The following is a 23,950-nucleotide window of genomic DNA, read 5'->3' as shown; positions in this document are numbered from 1 at the left end:
CGGGAGTCAACGGACGCGGGCGAGCGTGCCGAGGTAGAGCTCGATCACCTTCTCGTCGTGCAGCAGGGCCGTACCCGTGCCGGTGTACGCGTTGCGGCCCTGGTCGAGGACGTAGCCGCGGTCGCAGAGCTGAAGGCACCTGCGGGCGTTCTGCTCGACCATGAGCACGGCGACGCCCGCGCTGTTGATCATTCTGCACCGGTCGAAGACGTGGTCCTGGTGGAGCGGTGACAGGCCGGCCGACGGCTCGTCGAGCAGCAGCAGCTGCGGCTCCATCATCAGCGCGCGGGCCATCGCGAGCATCTGGCGTTCGCCGCCGGACATCGCGTCGGCCTTCTGCCTGCGGCGGTCGGCCAGCACGGGGAAGAGCTCCTCGACCGCCGCGACCCGCCGCGCGTGGTCCTTGGGCCGCAGATAGACCCCCATCCGCAGGTTCTCCTCGACGGTCAGCGTGGGGAACACGTTCTGAAGCTGCGGTACGTAGCCAACGCCCCGCCGCACCAGGTCGTGCGCGGGCCGGCCGGTCACGTCCTCGCCGCGCAGCCGCACGGTCCCGCCGCGCACCCGCAGCAGCCCGAAGACGGCTTTGACCAGCGTGGACTTGCCGGCGCCGTTGGGCCCGATCACGCCGACCACCTCGCCCGGCCGCACCTCGACGCTACATCCGCGCAGCACGTCGACACCGGGGACGTAACCGGCGACGATGTCGTCGGCCGCCAGCACCGGTGCCTGGTCCTCAGGGGACATGACTACTCCTCCTCGCCCTTCTCGTCGGTCGCCTCCGGCTCGTCGTGCCGCTTGCCCAGGTAGGCGTCCACGACGGCGGCGTTCCGGCCGATCGTGTGCGGTGGGCCCTCGGCCACCAGGCGGCCGTCGGCCATGACGGCCACCCAGTCGCTGATGCCCATCACCACGTCCATGTCGTGCTCGACGAAGCACACGGTCAGCCCCTCGTCCCGCAACCGCGTGATGTGCCCGAGCAGCGACTGGGTCAGTGCGGGGTTCACCCCGGCCATCGGCTCGTCGAGCAGGAGCATGACCGGCCGGGTCATCAGCGCGCGGGCCAGTTCCAGCAGTTTGCGCTGGCCGCCGGAGAGCGTGCCGGCATGGTCGTCGCGCAGGGGCCCGAGCCGGAACCGGTCCAGCAGTTCGTCGGCCCGGCGCTCGAACTCCCGCTCCTGCCCGCGCCACAGCGGCCGCAGCAGCGCGGGCAGCGCCCGCTCGCCGCGCTGCCCGGGCGCGGCGAGCAGCAGGTTCTCCAGCACCGTGAGCCGAGCGAGCGCCCTGGAGAGCTGGAACGTACGGACCATTCCGCGACGCGCCACCCGGTGCGCCGGGGCGCCGGTGAGCGGCTGTCCGTCGAACGACCAACGGCCGCCGTCGGCCCGGTCGAACCCGCTCACCACGTTGAACAACGTGGTCTTGCCGGCGCCGTTGGGCCCGATGAGCGCCGTGATGGCCCCGCGCTGCACCTCCAGGTGCTCGACCCGCACGGCGACGAGGCCGCCGAAGGTGCGGGTCACCTCGTCCAGGACCAGCAGGGGATCGGGCTTGCGCACCCCCGGCTCGGGATCGATCGCGGAAAGCCGGCCCGGGTGGGACGCGGCAGGGTCAGCGGCCACTGAGCAGCATCTCCTTCCGGCTGCCGAGGATGCCCTGCGGCCGGAACGCGACCAGCAGGATCAGGGCGACCCCGACCAGGGCGAAGCGCACCGCGCCGACCTCCGACGTGCTGATGAGGTCCGGCGAGACGAACTCGGCGTCGATGGCCTGGCGGAGCGCGCTGTCGATGAAGCTGAGGACGAACCAGAACAGGACCGAACCAACGACCGGTCCGAGGATCCGCCCGGCACCTCCGAGCACCAGCAGCGTGTACAGGAAGAACGTGACGGCCGGGTCGTAGTTGTCCGGGTTCACGGACTGCACCTGGATCGCCTGCATCATGCCCGCGACCGCTCCGATGACGCCGCCGAGCACGAGGCTCTGCATCTTGTACGCGTAGACGTTCTTGCCGAGGCTGCGCGCGGCGACCTCGTCATCACGGATCGACCGGATGACACGGCCCCAGGGGCTGTGGATCAGCAGGGCGAGCAGGCTTCCGGCCACGACCACCAGCGCCCATCCGACGATCATCACCCAGAGGTCGCGAGCGCCGAACCTCACGAGCCACACGCCGTAGGTGCCGGGCTCGATGGGGCTGAGCGCGTAGAAGTCGTTCGCGAACCGCTGCAGCCCGAACACCCCGCCGGTGACCGGCTCGGCCCAGCTGGAGCGGTAGAACAGCCGTAGCGTCTCCCCCGCCGCGATCGTGGTGATGGCGAGGTAGTCGGCGCGCAGCCGCAGGGTGGGCAGGCCGAGCAGCAGGGCCAGCACGATCGCGCAGGCGACTCCGCCCAGGACGCCGAGCCACATCGGGCCGTCGTACGTCGACACCGTGATGGCGAGCCCGTAGCCGCCGACCAGCATGAATCCGACCTGGCCGAAGTTCAGCAGCCCCGTGTAGCCGAAGTGCAGGTTCAGCCCCATCGCGGCGAGTGCGTACACGGCGGCGATGGGGCCGATCCCCGAGCGCAGGGCGTCCGAGAGGATGGCCGAGAAGTCCATGGCGCCACCCCCTCACCCGACGCGTTCGGCCCGGCCGAGGATGCCCTGCGGCCGGACGAGGAGGACGAGGATGAGGACGAGCAGCGCCCAGGCGTACTGGAGGTCGACCGGGAACCACAGGGTGGACATCTGGGCGACGACACCGATGACGAGGCTGCCGGCCATCGCACCGTAGGCGGAGCCGAGACCGCCCAGGATGATCCCCGCGAACATGAGCAGCAGGAGCTTGAAGCCCATGTCCCAGGTGACGATCTCCACCAGGCCGAAGAAGACCCCGCCGAGCGCGGCCAGCCCGCCGGCGAGCATCCAGACGAACAGCACCACCCGCTGCACGTCGATGCCCGACGCCTCCGCGAGGTCGCGGTTGGCGGAGACCGCCCGCACGGCCGTGCCGATCCGCGTCTTCTGCAGGAGCGCTGCGATGCCGAGCAGCACCAGGACGGAGAGCAGCGTGACGGTGAGGTCCCGTGGGGTGATGCCGGCCGGCCCGATGCCGATCGTGCTCTGGATGTCGTACTGGGCGTAGGAGGCGGGCCGTGTTCCGTACAGCACGAGGACGACGTGGCGCAGCAGCAGCGAGAGCCCGATGGTGACGATGAACATGTTGATCAGCCCGGTGCCCCGAGCCCGCAGCGGGCGCCAGATGCCGCGCTCGACCGCCCCGCCCAGCAGGGCACCGAAGACCACCGCGGCGAAGGCGGCGGGGATGAGGTGCCAGCCCGGACCGGCCGCGGAGGCGTTGAGGAAGAACGCGAAGGTGGCGCCGATCGTGACGAACTCACCGTGCGCGAAGTTGATCAGGTGGATGGTGCCGAAGATCAGCGAGAGCCCGACCGATGTGATCGCGATGATCACCCCGAACTGGATACCGTCGATCAGCGCCTGCAGAGCGCGCGCGGCGAACGTGGGGCCGCGCGGGACTTCCTCACCCTGGGCCCGCGCAAAGATCGCGGGCGCCGTCACGAGGACCAGGGCGAGGCCCGTCACGAGCATCCGCTGATAGCGCACGGCGGTTCCGGTACGTCACGAACGTCCCTTATGGGCTCAGTGTAGGCGCAGGTCGGGGCGGTGACACGGACAGTGAGCCCGGTGTGGGTGCCCACGGAACGGAGGACGCGGGATGGGTGACAGCGGGGACCTCACGAGTGCGTACAACGACGACAGTGTGCTCTTCCGGGTGCTGCGCCACCTCGGCTGGGACAGCCTGGTCGACATCGGCTACTTCACGCTGCCCACCCTGCCGCTCGTGGTCCTGACCGGGCCGGTGCCCTTTCAGCGCCGACTGGCTCGCCGGTCGCTGGCGTTGCTGGAGGCCCGGCCCGGACAGCTCGTCCTGGATGCCGGATGCGGTCGCGGTGACACCACGGCGCGGTTGGGCGCCGCGGGATGCCGGGCGCTGGGGGTGGACATCCAGCCCGCGCAGATCGACCAGGCACGTCGCCGCTTCGGCGACAGCGCGCGCTTCGCCGTCGCCGATGCCACGGCTCTGCCGCAGCGGGCCGCGGAGATCCCGCTGACGGAGGGTTCCTTCGACCGAGTGCACTGCCTGGAGGCCGCCTTCCACTTCGGCCACGAGGGCCGCAGGTCATTCCTGAGCGAAAGCTTCCGGCTGCTCCGCCCGGGAGGCCGCCTCGTCCTCGTGGATGTCACTTCCCGTGAGGATCAGCCGATCGGGTCCCTCGACCCGAACGGCCTCGTACGCGGGACCTGGCGCTTCGACGACATCGAACCGTACGGGCGGTACCCGCTGATGGCTTCCGCCGCCGGCTTCACCACGCGCCGGATCCTCGACTGGACCACCCCCGTACTCCACAGGGCAGCCCAACTCTGTGCCCTGTTCGCCGCCGCCGCGTCCACCCGGGCCGGCCGACAGGCCCTGTGCGTGCGGTGGCCCGGCCTCAGAACACTCGACGCACAGGACTGGGACGAGGTCATCACCGTCGTCCGAGCTCACCGGGCCATCGGGCGCGGCACTCGCTACACGGCGTACGTCCTCGACAAACCCGCCTCCCGAGGACGCGCGATGGGACGCTTGCCCGCCGGGCGCCCTCCTGTTTGACTCGCCGTATGACCAGTCACGGGGGACGGCGCAGTCAGGCCGAACGGGACGCGATCACCGTCGAGATCGGGTACGCGCTGTGCAGTGCCGCCTTCGCCGCGGCGGTGGTGTTCGGGGCCGTGGCCGGGCCCGCGCTGCTCTTCGACCTGCCGGACACGGCCGAGCGCCTGCTGCTGCGCGCCGGTGCGGTGCTCGCTCCGGTCCTCTTCGTCGCGCGGGTCGTCAGTGTCCTCGTCTGGTTCCGGACGGCGGATCAGCCCAGCCAGCCCGGCCGCACCAACCCCGACTCGTAGGCGAGCACGACCAGTTGGGCCCGGTCACGGGCGCCGAGCTTCACCATCGTGCGACTGACGTGGGTCTTCGCGGTGAGCGGGCTGACGACCAGGCGGCGGGCGATCTCCTCGTTGGACAGGCCGATCCCGACCAGCGCCATCACCTCCCGCTCCCGCTCGGTGAGCCGGGCCAGGGCGCCGGCCGCCGCCGGTTCCTTGGAGCGGGACGCGAACTCGGAGATCAGCCGCCGCGTCACGCCCGGCGACAGCAGGGCGTCGCCCGCGACCACCGCCCGGACGGCGCGCAGGAGTTCCTCCGGCTCGGTGTCCTTGACCAGGAAACCGGAGGCGCCGGAGCGGATCGCCTCGAAGACGTACTCGTCGAGCTCGAAGGTGGTGAGCATGACGACCCTGACGTCCTCCAGACCGGGGTCGCCGGTGACCTGCCGGGTCGCGGCCAGGCCGTCGAGGGCGGGCATGCGGATGTCCATCAGGACGACGTCCGGGCGCAGTTCGCGGATCCGCCGCACGGCCTCCTCGCCGTCGGCGGCCTCCCCTGCCACCTCGATGTCGGGCTGTGCGTCGAGCAGCGCCCGGAACCCCGCCCTGACCAGTGACTGGTCGTCGGCCAGCAGTACGCGGATCAACGGTCCTCCTGCGTCGGTCCGGGAGACGCCCCGGCGGATGCCGTCAGCGGCAGGACGGCGAGCACCCGGAACCCTCCGTCCGCGCGGGGGCCCGCCTCGATGGTGCCATCCAGGGCCGCGGCCCGCTCCCGCATCCCGGCGAGTCCGTTGCCACTGCCGCCCGCGTCGTCCCAGGTCGCGGGCCCGTCGTCGTCCACGCGCAGCCGCAGCGCGCCCGCCTCGCGCGCCAGGCGCACCCGCGCGTGCCGCGAACCCGAGTGCCGGACGACGTTGGTCAGTGCCTCCTGGACGATCCGGAAGGCGGCGAGGTCGGTGCCGGGGGCGAGGCTCGGCGGCTCCCCCTCGACGTCCACCGTGAGGCCCGCGCTCGCGGCCTGCTCCACCAGTTCGGGCAGCCGGTCGAGCCCCGGCGCGGGGGCGCGCGGCGCGTCGCCGGGGGTGCGCAGGGTGTCGAGCACCTGGCGCACCTCGCCGAGTGCCTCCTTGCTCTGGTCCTTGATCGTGGTGAGGGCCGTGCGGGCCTGCTCGGGGTCGGTGTCCAGGAGCGCGAGGCCGACCCCGGCCTGCACGTTGATGACGGAGATGCTGTGGGCGAGGACGTCGTGCAGCTCCCGCGCGATCCGCAGCCGCTCCTCGTCCGCCCGCCGCCGTGCGGCCTCGGCCCGTTCGGTCCGTTCCCGGGCCCACTGTTCGCGCCGGGCACGGAACAGCTCCGCCACCGCCGCGATCGCCACCACCCAGGTCGCGACCACGATCTCCTCGCCCCAGGAGGCGGCGGAGTCACCGGAGGGCGGCAGCCACCGGAAGAGCCAGTGCGCCACCAGGACGTGCCCGGCCCAGAGCATGCCCATCGCGGCCCACGCCGCCCTGCGGTGCCCGGCGACGATCGCGCTGAAGCAGGCCAGGGCGACGGTGAAGAGCACCGGGCCGTAGGGATACCCGGCGCCGAGATAGACCATCACGGCGGCCGCCGTGCCGAACACCACGGCCACCGGATACCGCTTCCGCCACAGCAGCAGCCCTCCGGCCACGAGCAGCAGCGCCCGCGCGAAGAGATCCAGCTCCGCCCGCTCGCCCTGCCCGTGGGCGGCGAAGTTCGTCCCGGCCAGCACGAACGCGGTCACGAGGACCGTGGACCGCCAGGGCCATCGCGGCTCCCGCCCCTCCCACCGGTCCCACCACGCGGGCCCGTGCCGCCACCACTGCGGCGAACCACCCCGCGCACGCTGCTCGTCCATACCGGCCACGCTAGACGCCACGCTCCCGCGGCCGCGTCACCCCGGCGTGGTGATCACGCGTACTCCCGGGGAAGTACGCGTGATCACCGGGCCGGTGGCCTACCGGGAGGTGGGAACCAGCCCGACCCCCCGGGCGAGTTGCCCCACCGCGTGCCGGAAGAACGTCTCCCGGTCCTCCACCACCCGGTTGAACTGGCCGAACAGCTCGAAGCCGACCAGCCCGTACAGCTGGGCCCAGGCCGCGACGAGTGCCGTCACGACCGCCGGGGGGAGGTCGGGGGCGAGGTCGGCGGCCATGCGTTCGGCCTCGGGGCGGAGCTCGTCCGCCAGCGGGGGCCGGGCGAGCTCCGGATCCTGGTGGGCGTCGCGGGCGATGCCGATGAGCAGCAGCCCGACACGGGCGGCGGCCGGGACGGTGGCGTCCGGGGCCGTGTAGCCGGGGACGGGCGTGCCGTAGATCAGCGCGTACTCGTGCGGATGGTCCAGCGCCCAGCTACGCACCGCCTCGCAGACCGTGAGCCAGCGCTCGAAGGGGCCGGCCGCCGCCTCGTGGGCCGCCTCGGCGCTCTCCCCCAGGGAGTCGTAGGCGTCGATGATGAGAGCGGTCAGCAGGTCGTCACGGCTGGGGAAGTAGCGGTACAACGCGGAGGAGACCATGCCCAGCTCTCGGGCCACGGCCCGCAGCGAGAGCCGGGCGGCGCCCTCCGCCGCGAGCTGTCTGCGGGCCTCGTCCTTGATGGCCGCGGTGATCTCGATCCTGGCCCGGGCGCGGGCGCCCTGTGCGGTGCTCATGCCGGGGAGTCTCCCACGAAAGCGGAGCAGTGCACACAAGCGAGAGCGGCAGACAAAAACGAGAGCGGTGCTCTTGCTCTTCCGTGCCGGCCTCATGCAGACTGACACCAGAGAGCGAGAGCGGTGCTCACAGAAGAGAACACCGCTTCGCCGCCACCCGAGGGGACCCCATGTCCACGCACGTCCAGAAGCCCGGCTGGTTCACCGTCAACGTCTTCAACCGCCTCGTGGCCTGGCTGACCCGCCGCGGCGTCAGCGTCTGGGGCTCCCGCGTCCTCGCCGTCCGCGGCCGCAAGAGCGGCCAGTGGCGCACCACCCCGGTCAACCTGCTGACCCTGGACGGCAGGCAGTACCTGGTCGCGCCCCGCGGCCATGTGCAGTGGACGCACAACATGCGCGCCGCGGGCGGCGGCGAACTGCACCTCGGCAAGCACGTGGACACCTTCACCGCGGCCGAGGTCGGCGACGACGACAAGACCCCGATCCTGCGCGCCTACCTCAAGCGCTGGAAGGCGGAGGTCGGGGTCTTCTTCAACGGGGTCGGCCCCGACTCCCCGGACGACCAGCTGCGCCGCATCGCCCCGGACCACCCCGTCTTCGAGATCACTCGGACGAGCTGACCTCCGCACCCGCGGCGGGACGGCGGTCCATCGCGGCCAGGGCACGCTGGGCGATCGGATACGTGCGAACGATCTCGCCCAGCGACGTCGAACCCTGTGTGATCTCCTTGAACGCCCTCCACGCGGGGCGAAGGCCCGTCAGCGCCGCGTGGAACAGGCCGGGACGGCGCTCGAACGCCGTGAGCAGCCGCTTGCCGACGCTCATCTCCACCCCGAGCCCGGCCTTGACCGCGAACGCGTAGTTGAGAGCCTGCCGGCGCGTGTCCACCGCGTCGTGCGCCTCGGCGATCCGCACCGCCCACTCCCCCGCCAGCCGGCCGGACCGCAGAGCGAAGGAGATGCCCTCGCGGGTCCACGGCTCCAGGAGCCCCGCCGCGTCACCGCACACCAGCACCCGCCCGCGGGAGAGCGGCGAGTCGTCGGCGCGGCAGCGGGTCAAGTGCCCCGAGGAGATGCTCGGTTCGAAGCCGGCGAGGCCCAGCCGGCCGATGAACTCCTCCAAGTACCGCTTGGTGGCGGCGCCTTCGCCACGGGCCGAGATCACCCCGACCGTCAGGGTGTCGCCCTTGGGGAAGACCCAGCCGTAACTGCCGGGCATGGGGCCCCAGTCGATGAGCACCCGCCCCTTCCAGTCCTCGGCGACGGTCTCCGGCACCGGGATCTCCGCCTCCAGGCCGAGGTCCACCTGGGCGAGCTTGACCCCGACGTGCGCCCCTATGCGGCTGGCGCTGCCGTCCGCGCCGACGACGGCCCGGGCGAGCACGACCTCGCCGCCCTGCAGGACCACGGCGACCGTACGCCGGTCCGGCACCGTCGAGCCGTGCTGTTCGACCCGCTGCACCGTAACCCCCGTGCGCAGCTCGGCGCCCGCCTTCTGCGCGTGCTCGACGAGCTGCTGGTCGAACTCGGGCCGGTTGATCAGCCCGAAGAGCATCTGCCTGGAGCGGCGCGTGCGCGTGAAGCGGCCGTTGTTCGAGAAGGTCACCGCGTACACCCGGTCCCTGAACGGCAGCTCGAAGCCGGGCGGCAGGGCGTCGCGTGAGGGACCGATGATGCCGCCGCCGCACGTCTTGTACCGCGGCAGCTCGGCCTTCTCCAGCAACAGCACGCGTCTGCCGGCCACTGCCGCCGCGTACGCGGCCGAAGCGCCCGCGGGTCCCGCGCCCACCACGACGACGTCCCACACCTGCCGCGCGTCGTCCGCCGAAGAGTTCTCGCTGCTCACGATGGTCTACTGCTCCCGATCAAGCCGCCTGCCGCTGTCTCCCGCATCCTACGGCGGCGGTCGCCGCAGGCCGCTGTGGGAGGATCGGCAGCGTGGGTGGCCCTTACACGGGGCCGCGCCCGCACCACACGATCACCGCGTACCGAGAGGTACGCATCCGTACAACGTCGCACCCACGAGGAGCGTGCCCATGTCGTCGAATCCGGTCGCCGAGACCGTCGCCTCGCTGATGCCCAGGGCGAAGGAGGAGCTCGCCGAACTGGTGGCCTTCCAGTCGGTGGCGGACTTCGACCAGTTCCCCCGGAGCGAGAGCGAGGGCGCCGCCCGCTGGGTCGCGGACGCGCTCGCCGCCGAGGGCTTCCAGGACGTGGCCCTGCTCGACACCCCCGACGGCACACAGTCGGTCTACGGCTTCCTGCCCGGCCCCGATGGCGCGAAGACCGTCCTGCTCTACGCCCACTACGACGTGCAGCCGCCGCTGGACGAGGCCGCCTGGACGACCCCGCCGTTCGAGCTGACCGAGCGGGACGGCCGCTGGTACGGGCGCGGGGCCGCCGACTGCAAGGGCGGCCTGATCATGCATCTGCTGGCGCTGCGCGCGCTGAAGGCGAACGGCGGCGTACCCGTCCATGTGAAGGTGATCGCCGAGGGCTCCGAGGAGATGGGCACGGGCGGTCTGGAGCGCTACGCCGAGGAGCACCCGGAGCTGCTGGCGGCGGACACGATCGTGATCGGCGACGCGGGCAACTTCCGGGTCGGCCTGCCGACCGTCACCTCCACCCTGCGCGGCATGACCATGGTGCGCGTCCAGGTCGACACCCTCGCGGGCAACCTCCACTCGGGCCAGTTCGGCGGTGCCGCTCCCGACGCGCTGGCCGCGCTGATCCGCGTGCTGGACTCGCTGCGCGCCGAGGACGGCTCGACGACCGTCGAGGGGCTCTCCGGCGACGCGGGCTGGGAAGGGCTCCAGTACGAGGAGGAGGAGTTCCGCCGGGACGCCAAGGTGCTGGACGGCGTCGAGCTGATCGGGTCCGGGACGGTCGCCGACCGCATCTGGGCGCGGCCGGCCGTCACGGTCATCGGCATCGACTGCCCGCCGGTGGTCGGTGCCACCCCGTCCGTGCAGGCGAGCGCCCGTGCGCTGATCAACCTGCGGGTGCCGCCGGGCGTGGACGCGGGCGCGGCGACCAAGCTGCTCCAGGCGCACCTGGAGGCGCACACGCCGTGGGGTGCCCGCGTGAGCACCGAGCAGATCGGCGAGGGCCAGCCGTTCCGCGCCGACACCACCAGCCCCGCGTACCAGGCCATGGCGTCCGCGATGGCGGTCGCCTACCCGGGGCAGGAGATGCAGTACGCGGGGCAGGGCGGTTCGATCCCGCTGTGCAACACGCTGGCCGCGCTCTATCCGCGTGCGGAGATCCTGCTCATCGGGCTGAGTGAGCCGGAGGCCCAGATCCACGCGGTGAACGAGAGCGTGTCCCCCGAGGAGCTGGAGCGGCTGTCGGTGGCGGAGGCGCTGTTCCTGCGCACCTACGCGGCGAGCTGACCGCTCTGCCCGCAGCAGAAGGCCCTCGTCCTCGGACGGGGGCCTTCCCTACGGTCGTCCCATGGACGTCGTCGAACTGTCCCCGCGCCTGCACCTGCTGCGCTTCCCGGTCGGCCAGGCCTACCTCTGGCGCGACGGCGGTGAACTCACCCTGGTCGACGCCGGGCCGGCCGGTTCCGGTGCCCCGATCACCGATGCGGTGGCCGGTCTCGGCCGGCATCCCCGGGACGTACGGCGGATCGTGCTCACCCACTTCCACGAGGACCACGCGGGCGGGGCGGGCGAGTTCGCCGCGCTGAGCGGCGCCGAGGTGCTGGTCCACCGGTTCGACGCGCCCTTCGTGCGCGGGGACGCCCCGGGGCCGCCGCCGTTGTTCGAGGACTGGGAGCGGCCGCTGCACGAGCAGGCCGCGAAGCTCCTGCCCGAGGGGGACTTCACCCGGCCGCCGCTGGTCACCGAGGTGTCCGGCGGCGACGTGCTGGACGTCGGTGGCGGGGCGCGGGTCGTGCACGTCCCGGGACACACGCACGGCAGCATCGCGCTCCATCTCCCGGAACACGGGGTGCTGTTCACGGGTGACACGGTCGCCGCGTCACCCGTCGACGGCACGGTGATGCCGGGGGTGTTCAACCTCGATCGCCCCCAGGTCCTCGCGGACTGCCGGCGCCTGGCCCAACTGGACGCGGACGTGGCCTGCTTCGGTCACGGAGATCCGGTGACGAGTCAGGCGGGCCGTGTGCTGCGCAACGCCGCGCACGGATGGTGACCCACCTCCGCGTTCGACGGCCTAGGGTCTGTCCGGCGGATCATGTGACTTCTCGCGCTTCGGTCCGTCGGCATGTTCATGGGGCGGAGAGATCTCACAAACGAGGAATGGGCGCGGCTGTGGCCGCATCTGCCCAAGTCCAGTCAGTGTGGCGGGCGTTGGGTCGGTCACCGCAGGATCATCAACGGGATCCCGTAGGCGTACTCCTCCCGCTGCAACCGCCGCTACCTGCGCAGACGGCAGATCAAGCACACCATCCCCGAGCCGAAGAACCAGCGGGCCAACCGCCAGCGTCGCGGCAGCAGGGGCCGACGGCCCGCCGGTTTCGACAAGACGATCTACAAGCGTAGGAACGAAGTCGAGCGGACGCTCAACGCCCTCAAGAACTCCCGCGCCGTGGCCACGAGACTCGACAAGCGTGCCTACGTCTTTCAAGGCACCGTGACCGTTGCAGCGATCCGACTCTGGCTCCGGGGATAGATCCATTATCCCGGTGCGCGGGGGTGCCTGTCACCGTTCTCCGGAATGATCTTTACGCCTGATTTGCGCCTCTAGGCTTGCGGGCAACGAGCACAACACGCTGATCTGACCTGGGAGTTGAGAGTGGCGCACGACGTTGCCGCGCTGGCCGTGGAACTCACGGACATGGCCGCGGCCGATCACCAGTCCGCAGTCCGCGCGAACAGCGACGACCCCGCCGAGCAGCTGGCCTGGCGGCGGCTGACCGCACAGCACGGTGACCGGCTCAGCGAGATCATGGATGAATATGGCTGGCCGACGAAGGAACTGGTCGGCGAGGAGGCCGCACGCGCAGCGTGGCTGATCGCCCAGCACGCTGACCGGCAGCTCGACGTTCAGCGACGCGCCCTCCAGCTGATGCAGCAAGCGGTGTCGGCAGGCTCGGCCAGCTCACGCGAACTGGCCTTCCTACGCGACCGCACGCTGGTCAATGAGGGGCGCAGGCAGATCTACGGCACTCAGATCGCCGGCGTGAAGGACGGGGCACCGGTTCCCTGGCCTTGTGAGGAGCCCGAGCGCATGGACGAACTCCGTGCAGAAGTCGGCATCGAGCCCTTTGACGAGTACGTTGCCAAGTTCGCGATGGCCTGACGCCCCGTTCCCATCCGCCTCCGGCGGATCCCTGCCCCGGGTTCACCTGCCGTGGGTAGTGATCCGCCGGAGAGACCCTAGTCGAGGGCCGGGTCCAGGACGATGTCCTCCTCGCGTGCGGTGACCGACGGTTCCTCGGGGAAGTGGCAGGCGGTCAGATGGCCCGGGGGGCTGCCCTCGACGCGCACCAGTCGCGGCTCCTCCAGGGCGCACGTGTCCTGCGCCTTCCAGCAGCGGGTGCGGAAGCGGCAGCCGGAGGGCGGGTCGATCGGGGAGGGCACGTCCCCGGCGAGCCGGATGCGTTCGCGCCGGTCGACGGCGTCCGGGTCGGCCTCGGGCACGGCGGACAGCAGCGCGTGCGTGTAGGGGTGCCGTGGCCCGGTGTACAGCGACTCCCGCTCGGCGACCTCGACGATCTTGCCGAGGTACATCACGGCGACCCGTTCGGAGAAGTGCCGTACGACGGCGAGGTCGTGGGCGATGAAGAGGAAGGCGATGCCGAACTCCCGCTGGAGGTCCTGGAGCAGGTTGACGACCTGCGCCTGGATGGAGACGTCCAGCGCGGAGACGGGCTCGTCGGCCACGATCAGCTTGGGCCGCAGGGCGAGGGCGCGGGCGATGCCGATGCGCTGGCGCTGACCGCCGGAGAACTCGTTCGGGTAGCGGTTGTAGTGCTCGGGGTTGAGCCCGACCGTCTCCAGGAGTTCCTGGGCGCGCTTTTTGTGGCCTTGCGGCGGGTTGATGCCGTTGAGCCGCATCGGCGTCTCGATGATGGTGCCGACGGTGTGCCGGGGGTTCAGCGAGGAGTACGGGTCCTGGAAGATCATCTGGAGGTTGCGGCGGGCCTGCCGCATCCGCCCGGGCGGCTGGTGCGTGATGTCCTCGCCGTCGAAGACGACGGAGCCGCCGGTGGGTTCGAGCAGCCGGGTGATCAGGCGGCCGGTGGTCGACTTGCCGCAGCCGGACTCGCCGACCAGGCCCAGTGACTCGGCGGGCCCGACCGAGAAGTCGATGCCGTCGACGGCCCGAACGGCGCCGATCTGCCGCTGGAAGAGGATGCCCTGCCGGACGGGGAAGTGCTTCTGCAGACCGCGCACCTCCAGGAGGTTCTCGTCGGTGGGGCGGTCGGTGCTCTGCCCGGTGAGGGGCTCGGTGGTGCTCACGGCATTGTCCCTTTCGTCCGCCGCCGTCACTGTGCGGCCCGTGCGGCCGCGGTGCCCCGGTCCACCGGACCGGCTCCGGCGCGGATCTCCTGCTTGACGTCGTCGCTGAGATGGCACGCGGCGAGGTGCCGTGCGCTGCCGGAGACGAGGCGCAGCTCGGGCCGCTCTGCCGTGCAACGGCCCAGGGGGGCCCAGCCCTTGTAGGCGCAGCGGGGGTGGAAGGAGCAGCCGTCCGGCAGGTTGATCAGGCTCGGCGGGGTGCCGGGGATCGGGTCGAGCCGCTCGCCCACGTCACCGCTGAGGTGTGGCATCGACTGCAACAGGCCCCAGGTGTAGGGGTGCTGAGGCGTCTTGAGCACATCGCGGGTGGCGCCGTACTCGATGCGGCGGCCGCCGTACATCACCAGGATGTCGTCGGCGACGTCGGACACCACGCCGAGGTCGTGCGTGATGATGACGACGGCGGAGCCGAACTCCTCCTGGAGATCGCGGATCAGGTCGAGGATCTGCGCCTGGACGGTGACGTCCAGGGCGGTGGTGGGCTCGTCGGCGATGAGCAGCTCCGGGTCGCACACCAGGGACATGGCGATCATGGCGCGCTGGCGCATGCCGCCGGAGAACTGGTGCGGGTAGTCCCTGACCCGGCGCTCGGGCTGCGGGATGCCGACCCGCTTCAGCATCTCCACCGCGCGGTCCCTGGCCTCCTTCTTGGAGACCTTGTGGTGCACCCGGTAGGCCTCGGCGATCTGGGAGCCGACGGTGAAGAAGGGGTGCAGCGCGGAGAGCGGGTCCTGGAAGATCATGGAGACCGTGCGGCCGCGCAGGGCGCGCATCCCGGCCTCGGGCAGGGCGACGAGTTCCCGGCCCTCCAGCCAGATCTCGCCGGACACCTGGGCGCGGGTGCCTTTGTGCAGTCCGAGCAGGGCCAGCGAGGTCACCGACTTGCCGGAGCCTGACTCGCCGACAATGCCGAGGGTCCTGCCCTTCTCCAGCGTGAAGGAGACGCCGTCGACCGACTTGACGAGGCCGTCCTCGGTCGGGAAGTGCACCTTCAGGTCGCGTACGTCGAGAAAGGGTGCGGGCGTGGATGCGAGGGCCGCGGGCTGCGGTGAGGTCGATACGGACACGGGTGTTCCTAAGGACGAAGAGGGGGTCAGGCCAGGCGCACGCGCGGGTCGACGAGGCCGTACACCAGGTCGACGACGACGTTGGCGATGACGACGAACGTCGCGGCGAAGAGCGTGGTGCCGAGGATGACCGGCAGGTCGGAGTTCTGGACGGAGTCGACCGCGAGTTTGCCGATGCCGTTGATGCCGAACACCGACTCGGTGATGACCGCGGAGCCGCCGATCAGGGAGCCGACGTCCATGCCGAAGATGGTGATGATCGGGGTGATGGCGGCCCGCAGTCCGTGCTTGAGGACGACGGTGGCGGCCGGCAGGCCCTTGGCGCGGGCGGTGCGCATGTAGTCCTCGGCGAGGACCTCCAGCATGGAGGAGCGGGTGAGCCGGGTGTACATCGCGAGGTAGACGATGACCAGGGTGGTCCACGGCAGGATCAGCCCCTGGAACCAGCCGGCCGGGTCCTCGGTGATCGGCGTGTAGCCGGAGGTCGGCAGGATCTGGAACTTGTCGACGAAGAGGTAGAGCAGGAGCAGACCGATGAAGTAGATCTGCACCGACACGCCGAACAGGGCGATTCCCACCGCGGCCTTGTCGGCGGCCCTGCCCCGGCGTACCGCGGCGGCGGTGCCGAGGCCGACGCCCAGGACCAGGAAGGCCACCGCGGCACCGAGGCCGAGGGAGAGGTCCGCCGGGAAGTCCGAAAGGAGAGTGGTCAGGACGGGGGTGTCGGTCTGGAAGGAGACGCCGAGGCAGGGCGCGCCGCAGTGGATGCGGACGCTCTGGTCCCCGAAGTCACGGCCGGCGAACAGCCCCTTGAGGAACTCCCAGTACTGCGTGAGGTAGCTCCGGTCCAGGCCCAGCGAGTGCTTGATCTCCGCGAGGCGTGAGGGCGAGCAGGTCTTTCCGCAGGCCAGGAGTGCGGGGTCGGACGGCAGCGCGAAGAAGATGAAGAAGGTGATCGTGGTGATCACCAGCATGATCACGGCCGCTGCCAGCAGGCGTCTGATGAGGTAACGAAACATGGGGTGCCGGGACCTGACGTGAGTGGGATGCCCGCCGGCGGCCGGGGCCGCCGGCGGGGTGCGGTGGAGACGGTCCGTCAGTGCTTGATGTAGACGTGGACCAGGCTCGGCTCGGCCAGGATCGTGTCGGAGATGACCCCGCCGACCTTGGAGCCGGACATGTCGCTGAAGTTCATGTACATCAGCGGAACCACGGCGGCGTCCTTGAGGATCTGCCGGTCCATCCGGCCGTAGGTCGCGTTGCGCTGTGCGACGTCGGTCATCGTGGCGGCCTTGTCGATCAGGGCGTTGACCTTCGGGTCGTTCAGGTAGGAGAGGTCCTGGTTCGACTGCGGGTTCTTCTTGATCAGCCGGCCGTCGAAGAGGGTGGGCAGCACCGTGGAGGCGTTGGGCCAGTCGGCGATCCAGTCGCCCCAGGTCAGGTCGTACTGGTTCTTCGTGTTGTTGATGGTGCTGAAGTAGTTCGACGCGTCGATCGGGGAGATGTTGACGTGGATGCCGATGTGCTCCAGCGAGGTCTTCACGGCGTCGGCGAAGTGCTCCTCGGTCGGGGTGTTCTCCACGGCGATCGACATGGTCGGCTTCGGGTTGCCCGCCTGCTTCATCAGCTCCTCGGCCTTGGCGAGGTTCCCCGCCGGATTGGCGCTGTACAGGTTGAACTTCTGGTAGCCGCCGATGCCGGGGCTCAGCATCGTGGTGGCGTAGTCGCCGTAGGCGGAGCCGCCGAAGGCACCGCGCACGGTGGTCTTGTCGATGGCGTACTCGATCGCCTGGCGGACGCGCAGGTCCTTGACCCGGGTGGTGTTGATCGCGAGGTAGTTGATGCCGGGCGCGGGGATCTTGTGGTAACGGCTCTTCAGGGAGGGGTCGTTGGCGAGCTGCGCCAGGTCGGAGCCGGCGATGGGCCACTGCTGGACCGAGGTCTGGGCGGTGCCCGCGTCTGCCTTGATCTGCTGGTCGATGGCGGACTCGTCCTGGCCGAACTTGACGTCGATCCCGTCGACGTTCTGCTGCCGGATCGGGTCGGTCGCCTGGGACCAGTGCGTGTTCCTGGTGAGGACGAGTTCCTTGTTCTTGGTGTACGACTTGATCATGTATGGGCCGTCGGACCAGATCTTGGTGTCGTAGGTCGAGCCGGTGTCGTGGGCCTTGGGCACGGCGGACCAGCCGGTCATCGTGGTGGTCTCGTTGAAGTCGGCCACCGGCTGCTTCAGGTGGAAGACGATCGTGTACTTGTCCGGCGTCCGGATGGAGTCGAGCTGCTTGCCCCGGTAGGGGCCCTTGTAGTCGGAGCCGCCGACGAGCCACTGGGCCGCGTAGGGCGGGCCGCCGTTGATGTCGGAGGAGAAGCCCCGCTCGACGCCGTACTTGACGTCCTGTGCGGTGACCTCGGTGCCGTCCTGGTACTTGACGCCGTGCCTCAGGTGGAAGGTCCAGACGGTGGCGCCCTTGCTCGGCGTTCCGGTGTCGGTGGCCAGGTCACCGACCAGCTTCGGCTTCGAGCCGCTCTCGTCCCAGCCCGTCAGGGTCCGGAGGATCTCCTGGTCCATGCTCTGGCCCTCGGTCGTGTAGACGCGCTGGGGGTCCAGGTGGTCGAAGTCGGCCTTGTTCAGGACGGTGAGGGTGCCGCCCTTGCCGGGTGTGCCGCTGCCGCTGTCGCCGGAGGACCCTCCGCATGCGGTGGCTCCGAGGGCGATCACCACGGCGGTTGCCGCGAGAGCGACCGTACGGGATCTGCGCGTTCTGCGCGTCATGGGGGAAACTCCGTTCTTGCTACGGGCTCGGCGGCCGTTCGTGGGACCGCCGGGCCGAGTTCTCGGGGGGGGTGGCCGGTCAGCCGCGCCGGGCTCGGGGGTCCAGGGCGTCCCGGACGCCGTCCCCGAGCAGGTTGAGCGCCAGGACCAGGAGGAGGAGCAGGACGCCGGGCACGAAGAGGTACATCGGGTCCTGGAGGAAGAACTGGGAGGCGTCCGACAGCACGGCTCCCCAGTCGGGGTTGGGCGGGATGACACCGACGCCCAGGTAGGACAGCGCCGCCTCGGTGGTGATGTTCTGCGGCACGGCCAGCGCGAAGGAGATCAGGATCGGCGCCCAGAGGTTGGGCAGCAGCTGCCGGAAGAGGATGTGCCGGCGGCCGGCGCTCATCAGCCGCGCGGCGTCGACGAACTCCCGCTCGCGCAGGGAGAGTACCTGCCCGCGCACCAGCCGGGCGGTGTACGCCCAGGCGAAGACCGCGATGTTGAGGACCAGGACGAGGAGCCGGAGGTTCTCGTCGGTGCCGCCGTGGGTGTTGGTCTGGAGCGCGTTCTGGATCACCGGGGTGAGCGCGATGATGAACAGCAGCTGGGGGAAGGCCAGCATCACATCCATGATCCGGGACAGCAGGGAGTCGACCCAGCCGCCGAAATATCCGGCGGCGAGTCCGGCCACGACTCCGACCGCGGTGGACAGGACGGCCGAGGCGAATCCCACATACAGGGAGGTGCGCAGGCCGTAGACGATGCGGGCGAAGAGGTCGTATCCGGTGCCCGGTTCGACGCCGAGCAGGTGCGTGGCGCTGATGCCGCCCAGCGATCCGTAGGGGAAATTGCCCGTGTCCGGATTGATCGCCTTGTTGTCGGGGGTGATCGGTCCCCAGCCGGTCACCGCGGTGAGGACCGGCGCGAGGAGGGCGATCGCGATGAACAGGAGGGTGGCCATCAAGGCGGCCGTGGTGACCTTGTCCCTCCTGATCCGCCGCCAGGCCATCCGGGCCGGTGAGCGGCCGGCGACAACCGTGCCGCCGGGTCTGGAGTCCTGCGTCGACGGCTCGGTCAGCAGCGCGGTGCCGCCGCCGGAGTCGACCGGCTGGTGTTGCGTGGTCATCGTACGGACATCCCGGATCTGCCCCTGGGGCAAGGAAATTGGGTGGCGGTCGTTGCTTCCGCCGTGAGACTCTGCGGACTTTCGCAACGGTGTGCGAGTCCGGTCAAGCCGCGCAGGGGCGAGAAAAGGGATTGTTTGCGGACATGGAAAAGTGTTGACGAGAGCGGGGAACGCGATTACCCGTCGCGTGAATGTTCGAGGGACATTCCTTGGTCAGTGATTGGCCGTGACCCGGGCGTCGTTTCCTTTTGCTTTTCCCTCGGAAATCCCCGTCCCGGGTAAAGAGCGGGCCCGGCGTCAGCCGACCGGCACTCCGGCCTCGAGATAGAGCGCGGCTCCGCGTTCGCGCGCCCGCAGGGCCCAGCGCAGCCGCTCGAAGCGCACTGGAGGCAGCAGGTCGGCGGCCTCCTCCTCGGTGACGAACCGCCAGGCGCGCAGCTCCGGTCCGGGCAGCAGCAGCCTGCCCGCCTCGTCGGAGTGCAGGAGGCCGCCGTCGAAGAGGAGCCGCAGCCCGCCGAACCCCGGGGGTGCGGGGCGCTCCCAGTCGACGACGAGCAGGCTCGGTACCTCGTCGAGGCTGATGCCGGTCTCCTCGGCGACCTCGCGGATCCCGGCGCGCGCGGGCGCCTCGCCGGGTTCGACGACGCCGCCCGGGAATTCCCAGCCGGCTTTGTACGTGGGGTCGACGAGCAGCACCCGGTCCTGCTCGTCGAAGAGGAGCACTCCGGCGGCGACCGTCTCGGCGGTGGGCTCGGGCGTCTGCACGATGTCGCAGACGGGCACGGCACCGCCGGTGACGGCCTCGGCGATCCGGACAGCCGTCTCGTACGGCGTGAGGTCGCTGGTGTCGACGGGGTGGGCGTCGGCGGTGAGCCAGGAGGCGAGAGCCGCCCGGTACGGCTCGATGTGATCGAAGGACCACTGGCGTATTCGCATGTCGCCGTCGGGAAGGTCGCGCGGAACCTCACGGCCCGCTGTGCGCTCCCGCAGTATCGTTTCGGCCGGAGCGAGCAGGATGTGGCTGACCGGGATCCTGCGCGCGGCCAGGCCGCCGAAGATCTCGTCGCGGTGCTCCTGGCGCAGCAGGGTCATGGGCACGACGAGGGTCCCGCCGAGCTCGGCGAGCATCGCGGCCGCCGTGTCGATCACGAGCCGTCGCCAGATCGGCAGGTCCTGGAAGTCGCCGGCCTCGGCGAGGCGTTTCGGTGGCAGCAGGTGGGCGAGCGCGCCACCGATGACCTCCGGGTCGAAGAGCGTGCTGTTCGGGATCAGTTCGATCAGTTCCCGTGCGGTGGTGGTCTTCCCCGCACCGAACGCGCCGTTGATCCAGACGACGGTCACAGGTCCCCCTCTTCTGTTGGCCCCCTGAGGCTTGCCCGCTCCACCCTGCCACGGAAACCAGCCGCAGTTGAGGGCGCATGACGACGGCGCCGGCGCCCCCTCACGCGGGAGCGACGGCGCCGTGGCTGCGGGGCCGTGCGGCTCGTCAGCCCTTCTTCTTCGCCTGGGCGCCGTCCTCCCGGTCCAGGGACAGGCTGTCCTTGGCGACGGTCTCGTCGAGGGTCTTGAGGGTCTCGTCGACGTTCAGGGTGCGGAGGCCGTCCCCGAGGGCGTGGGACGGGGTGACCGCCGCGACGACGAAGCCGGTGGCGAGGGAGGCGATGGCGAGCATGCTGCGCTTCTTCATGCCCGACTCAACTGCCGGACCCGCTCCGGGGTCACGCAGCCGCGTACGACCGGGCGAGGGGCGGCTACGCGGAGTCGCCGTCCCGGTCGGCCGCCCAGGCTCCGGGGCCGCCGCCGCGCCACTCGATCAGGCCCGTGGCCGCCACGTACGCCTCGTCCGCGTCCTCGATCCCGGCTCGCCGCAGGAACTCCGCGATGTCGAGCGGCCCGTAGGCGATACCGAGGAACTGGTCGTCCACGCGGACCCGCCGTCCGCCGTCCACGGCGGGCGGGTAGACCACGACGGGTTTCACGGACGCCATGGCACCAGGGTGCGCGGGGACGGCGCCGGCCGCGCGCCGGGCTGGGCCGTTCAGCCCGCCTTCCGCGTCGGCCGGAACTCGTGGACGTCGGCGGTGAGGGTGCCGTCCTGCTGCTCGTAGTGCGACAGGGCGAGGCCGAGACCGAAGAAGGTGGGTGCCCATTCGCCGACGAAGATGCCCCAGCGGTCGGCGCGGGCGACACCGGTCCCGGCCTCCATCTTCCTCGAGCCCATCCAGGCGACCACGCTGAGGCCGATGGAGGCCATGCCGGCCAGGTAGGCGTGCTCGCTGCGGACGCCCATCTCGTGCATCTTCTTGATGATCATCAGTGGCTCCGTTCCGTGGGGGATTCAGGAGACGGAGTGCCCTCAACGGATGTCGATATTCGCCAGATTTGTCCTCAATGTCCGACATGGCGAGCGTGCGGCTGTGAGGCGGGCCCCGGAGCGCGCCGGGCGGCTCACCTCACGGCCGTACGGACCTCCGGTCAGGCGCCCACGTAGGCCGCCAGGTGCTCCCCGGTCAGCGTGGAGCGGGCCTCGACGAGGTCGGCCGGGGTGCCCTCGAAGACGATCCGGCCGCCGTCGTGACCCGCACCGGGGCCGAGGTCGATGATCCAGTCGGCGTGCGCCATGACCGCCTGGTGGTGCTCGATCACGATGACCGACTTGCCGGAGTCGACGAGCCGGTCGAGCAGGCCGAGCAGCTGCTCCACGTCCGCCAGGTGCAGACCGGTGGTCGGCTCGTCGAGGACGTAGACGCCGCCCTTGTCGCCCATGTGCGTGGCCAGCTTGAGGCGCTGCCGCTCGCCGCCGGACAGCGTCGTGAGCGGCTGGCCGAGGGTGAGGTAGCCGAGCCCGACGTCCGCGAGCCGCTCCAGGATCTTGTGCGCGGCCGGGGTGCGGGCCTCGCCGCTGCCGAAGAACTCCTCGGCCTCGGTCACCGGCATCGCCAGCACCTCGCTGATGTCACGGCCGCCGAGGCGGTACTCCAGCACCGACGCCTCGAACCGCCGGCCCTCGCACTCCTCGCAGGGCGTGGCGACGCTCTGCATGATCGCCAGGTCGGTGTAGATGACACCGGTGCCGTTGCAGGTGGGGCAGGCGCCCTCGGAGTTGGCGCTGAACAGCGCGGGCTTCACGCCGTTGGCCTTGGCGAAGGCCTTGCGGATCGGGTCGGCCAGACCGGTGTACGTCGCCGGGTTGCTGCGCCGGGAGCCGCGGATCGGGGTCTGGTCGATCGCCACCACGCCCTCGTCGGTGGGGATCGAGCCGTGCACCAGCGAGCTCTTGCCGGAGCCCGCGACGCCCGTGACGACGGTGAGGACGCCGAGCGGGACGTCGACGTCGACACCCTGGAGGTTGTTCGCCGAGGCGCCCCGGATCTCCAGCGCGCCGGTGGGCTTGCGGACCGTCGCCTTGATCTTGGCGCGGTCGTCGAGGTGACGGCCGGTGACGGTGCCGCTGGCCCGCAGCCCCTCCAGGGTGCCCTCGAAGCAGACGGTGCCGCCCGCCGTGCCGGCGCCGGGGCCGAGGTCCACGACGTGGTCCGCGATGGCGATCGTCTCGGGCTTGTGCTCCACGACGAGCACGGTGTTGCCCTTGTCGCGCAGGCGCAGCAGCAGGTTGTTCATCCGCTGGATGTCATGGGGGTGCAGGCCGATGGACGGCTCGTCGAAGACGTAGGTGACGTCCGTGAGCGAGGAGCCGAGGTGGCGGATCATCTTGGTGCGCTGCGCCTCGCCACCGGAGAGCGTGCCCGACGACCGGTCGAGCGAGAGGTAGCCGAGGCCGATCTCCACGAACGAGTCGAGGGTGTGCTGGAGCTTGGTGAGCAGCGGCGCCACCGACGGCTCGTCGAGTCCCCGGACCCACTCCGCCAGGTCCCGGATCTCCATCGCGCAGGCGTCGGCGATGTTCACCTCGCCGATCTTCGAGGAGCGGGCGAGCTCGCTGAGCCGGGTGCCGTCGCAGTCGGGGCACCGGGTGAAGGTCACCGCCCGGTCCACGAAGGCCCGGATGTGCGGCTGCATCGACTCGCGGTCCTTGGACAGGAAGCTCTTCTGGAGCTTCGGGATCAGCCCTTCGTAGGTGAGGTTGACCCCGTTGATCTTCACCTTGACCGGCTCGCGGTACAGGAAGTCGTGCCGCTCCTTCTTGGTGTACTCGCGGATCGGCTTCTCCTTGTCGAAGAAGCCCGACTCGGTGATGACCCGTACCACCCAGCCGTCACCGGTGTACGTGGGAATGGTGAAGGGGTCCTCGGAGAGCGACTTGGAGTCGTCGTAGAGCTCGGTGAGGTCGATGTCCGAGACCGTGCCCCGGCCCTCGCAGTGGGTGCACATGCCGCCGGTGCGGCTGAAGGACACCTTCTCGGTCCTGGTCTTGTCGGCACCTCGGTCCACCGTGAACCCACCGCTCGCCGAGACCGAGGCGGTGTTGAAGGAGAAGGCGCCGGGCGGGCCGATGTGGGGCGTGCCGAGCCGGCTGAAGAGGATCCGCAGCATCGCGTTGGCATCGGTGGCGGTGCCGACGGTGGAGCGGGGGTCGGAACCCATGCGCTGCTGGTCGACGGCGATCGCGGTCGTCAGCCCGTCCAGCACGTCGACCTCGGGCCGCGCCAGGTTCGGCATGAACCCCTGCAGAAAAGCGCTGTAGGTCTCGTTGATCAGCCGCTGCGACTCCGCAGCGATCGTGTCGAACACCAGCGAGCTCTTGCCCGAGCCGGAGACGCCGGTGAACACCGTGAGCCTGCGCTTCGGGATCTCGATGCTGACGTCCCTGAGGTTGTTCTCGCGCGCGCCGTGCACGCGGATCACGTCATGGCTGTCGGCAACGTGCGGCCCGGGCGACTGTCTGTCCGCCGTCGTGGCCTTGCTCATGGTGTCTCCATCTGTCGGGCGGGGCTGC

The 23,950-nt window shown here is 70.6% G+C and carries 24 protein-coding genes and 1 pseudogene; 7 read left to right on the top strand and 18 right to left on the bottom strand.

Translation table 11 applies throughout. The features are described 5' to 3' along the window. Nucleotides 1-6: 6 nt before the first annotated feature. The 4 genes from BJ965_RS34505 to BJ965_RS34490 are packed head-to-tail and all read right to left on the bottom strand — an operon-like array spanning nt 7 to nt 3,612. Nucleotides 7-747, bottom strand: a complete 741-nt coding sequence (locus BJ965_RS34505) for an ABC transporter ATP-binding protein (RefSeq protein ID WP_184914397.1) — start codon at nt 745-747, stop codon at nt 7-9. Nucleotides 748-749: 2 nt separating this feature from the next. Beyond that, the gene (locus tag BJ965_RS34500; RefSeq protein ID WP_184914395.1) at nt 750-1,622 is read right to left on the bottom strand and encodes an ABC transporter ATP-binding protein; all 873 of its coding nucleotides are present in this window, start codon (nt 1,620-1,622) and stop codon (nt 750-752) included. Continuing rightward, entirely contained in the window at nt 1,612-2,604 is a 993-nt protein-coding gene (locus BJ965_RS34495; RefSeq protein ID WP_184914393.1) for a branched-chain amino acid ABC transporter permease, read from the bottom strand. The genes BJ965_RS34500 and BJ965_RS34495 overlap by 11 nt, the downstream gene beginning before the upstream one ends. 12 nt (nt 2,605-2,616) lie before the next feature. Then, complete coding sequence (locus tag BJ965_RS34490; protein WP_221513289.1) at nt 2,617-3,612, bottom strand: branched-chain amino acid ABC transporter permease; 996 nt, start codon at nt 3,610-3,612, stop codon at nt 2,617-2,619. Nucleotides 3,613-3,724: 112 nt separating this feature from the next. On the opposite strand from BJ965_RS34490, the gene BJ965_RS34485 reads away from it, so the two are divergent. Continuing rightward, nucleotides 3,725-4,663, top strand: a complete 939-nt coding sequence (locus BJ965_RS34485; protein WP_184914390.1) for an SAM-dependent methyltransferase — start codon at nt 3,725-3,727, stop codon at nt 4,661-4,663. 8 nt (nt 4,664-4,671) lie between these two features. Beyond that, complete coding sequence (locus tag BJ965_RS34480; protein WP_184914388.1) at nt 4,672-4,956, top strand: DUF6332 family protein; 285 nt, start codon at nt 4,672-4,674, stop codon at nt 4,954-4,956. Here the strand turns inward: BJ965_RS34480 and BJ965_RS34475 are convergent. The 3 genes from BJ965_RS34475 to BJ965_RS34465 all read right to left on the bottom strand — a co-directional run bounded on the left by BJ965_RS34475 (nt 4,917) and on the right by BJ965_RS34465 (nt 7,612). Continuing rightward, nucleotides 4,917-5,582: a response regulator gene (locus tag BJ965_RS34475; protein WP_184914386.1), complete on the bottom strand. Its 666-nt coding sequence runs from the start codon at nt 5,580-5,582 to the stop codon at nt 4,917-4,919. The two genes, BJ965_RS34480 and BJ965_RS34475, sit on opposite strands and share 40 nt — an antisense overlap. Further along, nucleotides 5,579-6,820, bottom strand: coding sequence for a sensor histidine kinase (locus BJ965_RS34470; RefSeq protein ID WP_184914384.1), 1,242 nt, complete (start codon nt 6,818-6,820; stop codon nt 5,579-5,581). Before BJ965_RS34470 ends, BJ965_RS34475 begins: the two co-directional genes overlap by 4 nt. Before the next feature lie 99 nt (nt 6,821-6,919). Then, a complete protein-coding gene (locus BJ965_RS34465; RefSeq protein ID WP_184914382.1) occupies nt 6,920-7,612 on the bottom strand; it encodes a TetR/AcrR family transcriptional regulator in 693 nt (230 codons plus the stop codon). A 170-nt stretch (nt 7,613-7,782) separates the two neighbouring features. Here BJ965_RS34465 and BJ965_RS34460 point away from each other — a divergent pair, with 170 nt between their 5' ends. Next, a complete protein-coding gene (locus BJ965_RS34460) occupies nt 7,783-8,232 on the top strand; it encodes a nitroreductase family deazaflavin-dependent oxidoreductase (RefSeq protein ID WP_184914380.1) in 450 nt (149 codons plus the stop codon). Here the strand turns inward: BJ965_RS34460 and BJ965_RS34455 are convergent. Continuing rightward, entirely contained in the window at nt 8,216-9,457 is a 1,242-nt protein-coding gene (locus tag BJ965_RS34455) for a geranylgeranyl reductase family protein (protein WP_184914372.1), read from the bottom strand. The two genes, BJ965_RS34460 and BJ965_RS34455, sit on opposite strands and share 17 nt — an antisense overlap. 190 nt (nt 9,458-9,647) lie before the next feature. Here BJ965_RS34455 and BJ965_RS34450 point away from each other — a divergent pair, with 190 nt between their 5' ends. The 4 genes and pseudogenes from BJ965_RS34450 (at nt 9,648) to BJ965_RS34435 (ending at nt 12,879) form a co-directional block, all read left to right on the top strand. After that, nucleotides 9,648-11,003: a dipeptidase gene (locus BJ965_RS34450; protein ID WP_184914370.1), complete on the top strand. Its 1,356-nt coding sequence runs from the start codon at nt 9,648-9,650 to the stop codon at nt 11,001-11,003. A 61-nt stretch (nt 11,004-11,064) separates the two neighbouring features. Beyond that, the gene (locus BJ965_RS34445) at nt 11,065-11,769 is read left to right on the top strand and encodes an MBL fold metallo-hydrolase (RefSeq protein ID WP_184914367.1); all 705 of its coding nucleotides are present in this window, start codon (nt 11,065-11,067) and stop codon (nt 11,767-11,769) included. Nucleotides 11,770-11,967: 198 nt separating this feature from the next. Then, a pseudogene (locus BJ965_RS40535) lies at nt 11,968-12,249 on the top strand (IS5/IS1182 family transposase); the annotation flags it as partial. 123 nt (nt 12,250-12,372) lie between these two features. After that, nucleotides 12,373-12,879, top strand: a complete 507-nt coding sequence (locus BJ965_RS34435; RefSeq protein WP_184914365.1) for a DUF6624 domain-containing protein — start codon at nt 12,373-12,375, stop codon at nt 12,877-12,879. Nucleotides 12,880-12,956: 77 nt separating this feature from the next. On the opposite strand, the gene BJ965_RS34430 is transcribed toward BJ965_RS34435, so the two are convergent. From BJ965_RS34430 to BJ965_RS34385, 10 genes are all read right to left on the bottom strand, one after another. Then, nucleotides 12,957-14,042: an ABC transporter ATP-binding protein gene (locus tag BJ965_RS34430; protein WP_184914363.1), complete on the bottom strand. Its 1,086-nt coding sequence runs from the start codon at nt 14,040-14,042 to the stop codon at nt 12,957-12,959. A gap of 26 nt (nt 14,043-14,068) precedes the next feature. After that, the gene (locus BJ965_RS34425; protein ID WP_184914361.1) at nt 14,069-15,169 is read right to left on the bottom strand and encodes an ABC transporter ATP-binding protein; all 1,101 of its coding nucleotides are present in this window, start codon (nt 15,167-15,169) and stop codon (nt 14,069-14,071) included. A gap of 26 nt (nt 15,170-15,195) precedes the next feature. Beyond that, the gene (locus BJ965_RS34420) at nt 15,196-16,188 is read right to left on the bottom strand and encodes an ABC transporter permease (RefSeq protein ID WP_184914359.1); all 993 of its coding nucleotides are present in this window, start codon (nt 16,186-16,188) and stop codon (nt 15,196-15,198) included. A gap of 77 nt (nt 16,189-16,265) precedes the next feature. Beyond that, nucleotides 16,266-17,942, bottom strand: coding sequence for an ABC transporter substrate-binding protein (locus BJ965_RS34415; protein WP_184914357.1), 1,677 nt, complete (start codon nt 17,940-17,942; stop codon nt 16,266-16,268). A gap of 79 nt (nt 17,943-18,021) precedes the next feature. Next, a complete protein-coding gene (locus BJ965_RS34410; protein WP_184914355.1) occupies nt 18,022-19,053 on the bottom strand; it encodes an ABC transporter permease in 1,032 nt (343 codons plus the stop codon). Nucleotides 19,054-19,350: 297 nt separating this feature from the next. Next, on the bottom strand, nt 19,351-20,394 hold the full coding sequence (locus BJ965_RS34405; protein ID WP_184914353.1) for an NUDIX hydrolase: 1,044 nt from the start codon (nt 20,392-20,394) through the stop codon (nt 19,351-19,353). A gap of 145 nt (nt 20,395-20,539) precedes the next feature. Next, on the bottom strand, nt 20,540-20,740 hold the full coding sequence (locus BJ965_RS34400; protein WP_030834847.1) for a hypothetical protein: 201 nt from the start codon (nt 20,738-20,740) through the stop codon (nt 20,540-20,542). A gap of 64 nt (nt 20,741-20,804) precedes the next feature. Then, nucleotides 20,805-21,041: a hypothetical protein gene (locus tag BJ965_RS34395; RefSeq protein WP_184914350.1), complete on the bottom strand. Its 237-nt coding sequence runs from the start codon at nt 21,039-21,041 to the stop codon at nt 20,805-20,807. 50 nt (nt 21,042-21,091) lie between these two features. Further along, nucleotides 21,092-21,367, bottom strand: coding sequence for a hypothetical protein (locus BJ965_RS34390; protein ID WP_097215086.1), 276 nt, complete (start codon nt 21,365-21,367; stop codon nt 21,092-21,094). Nucleotides 21,368-21,528: 161 nt separating this feature from the next. After that, nucleotides 21,529-23,922 (bottom strand): ATP-binding cassette domain-containing protein, encoded by a 2,394-nt coding sequence (locus BJ965_RS34385; RefSeq protein WP_184914348.1) that lies wholly within the window; start codon nt 23,920-23,922, stop codon nt 21,529-21,531. Between the last annotated feature and the right edge of the window lie 28 nt (nt 23,923-23,950).

Source organism: Streptomyces luteogriseus (assembly GCF_014205055.1).
Lineage (GTDB): Bacteria > Actinomycetota > Actinomycetes > Streptomycetales > Streptomycetaceae > Streptomyces > Streptomyces luteogriseus.
Note: the sequence above shows the minus strand (reverse complement) of the source record. Positions and strands in the feature narration are given on the sequence as shown.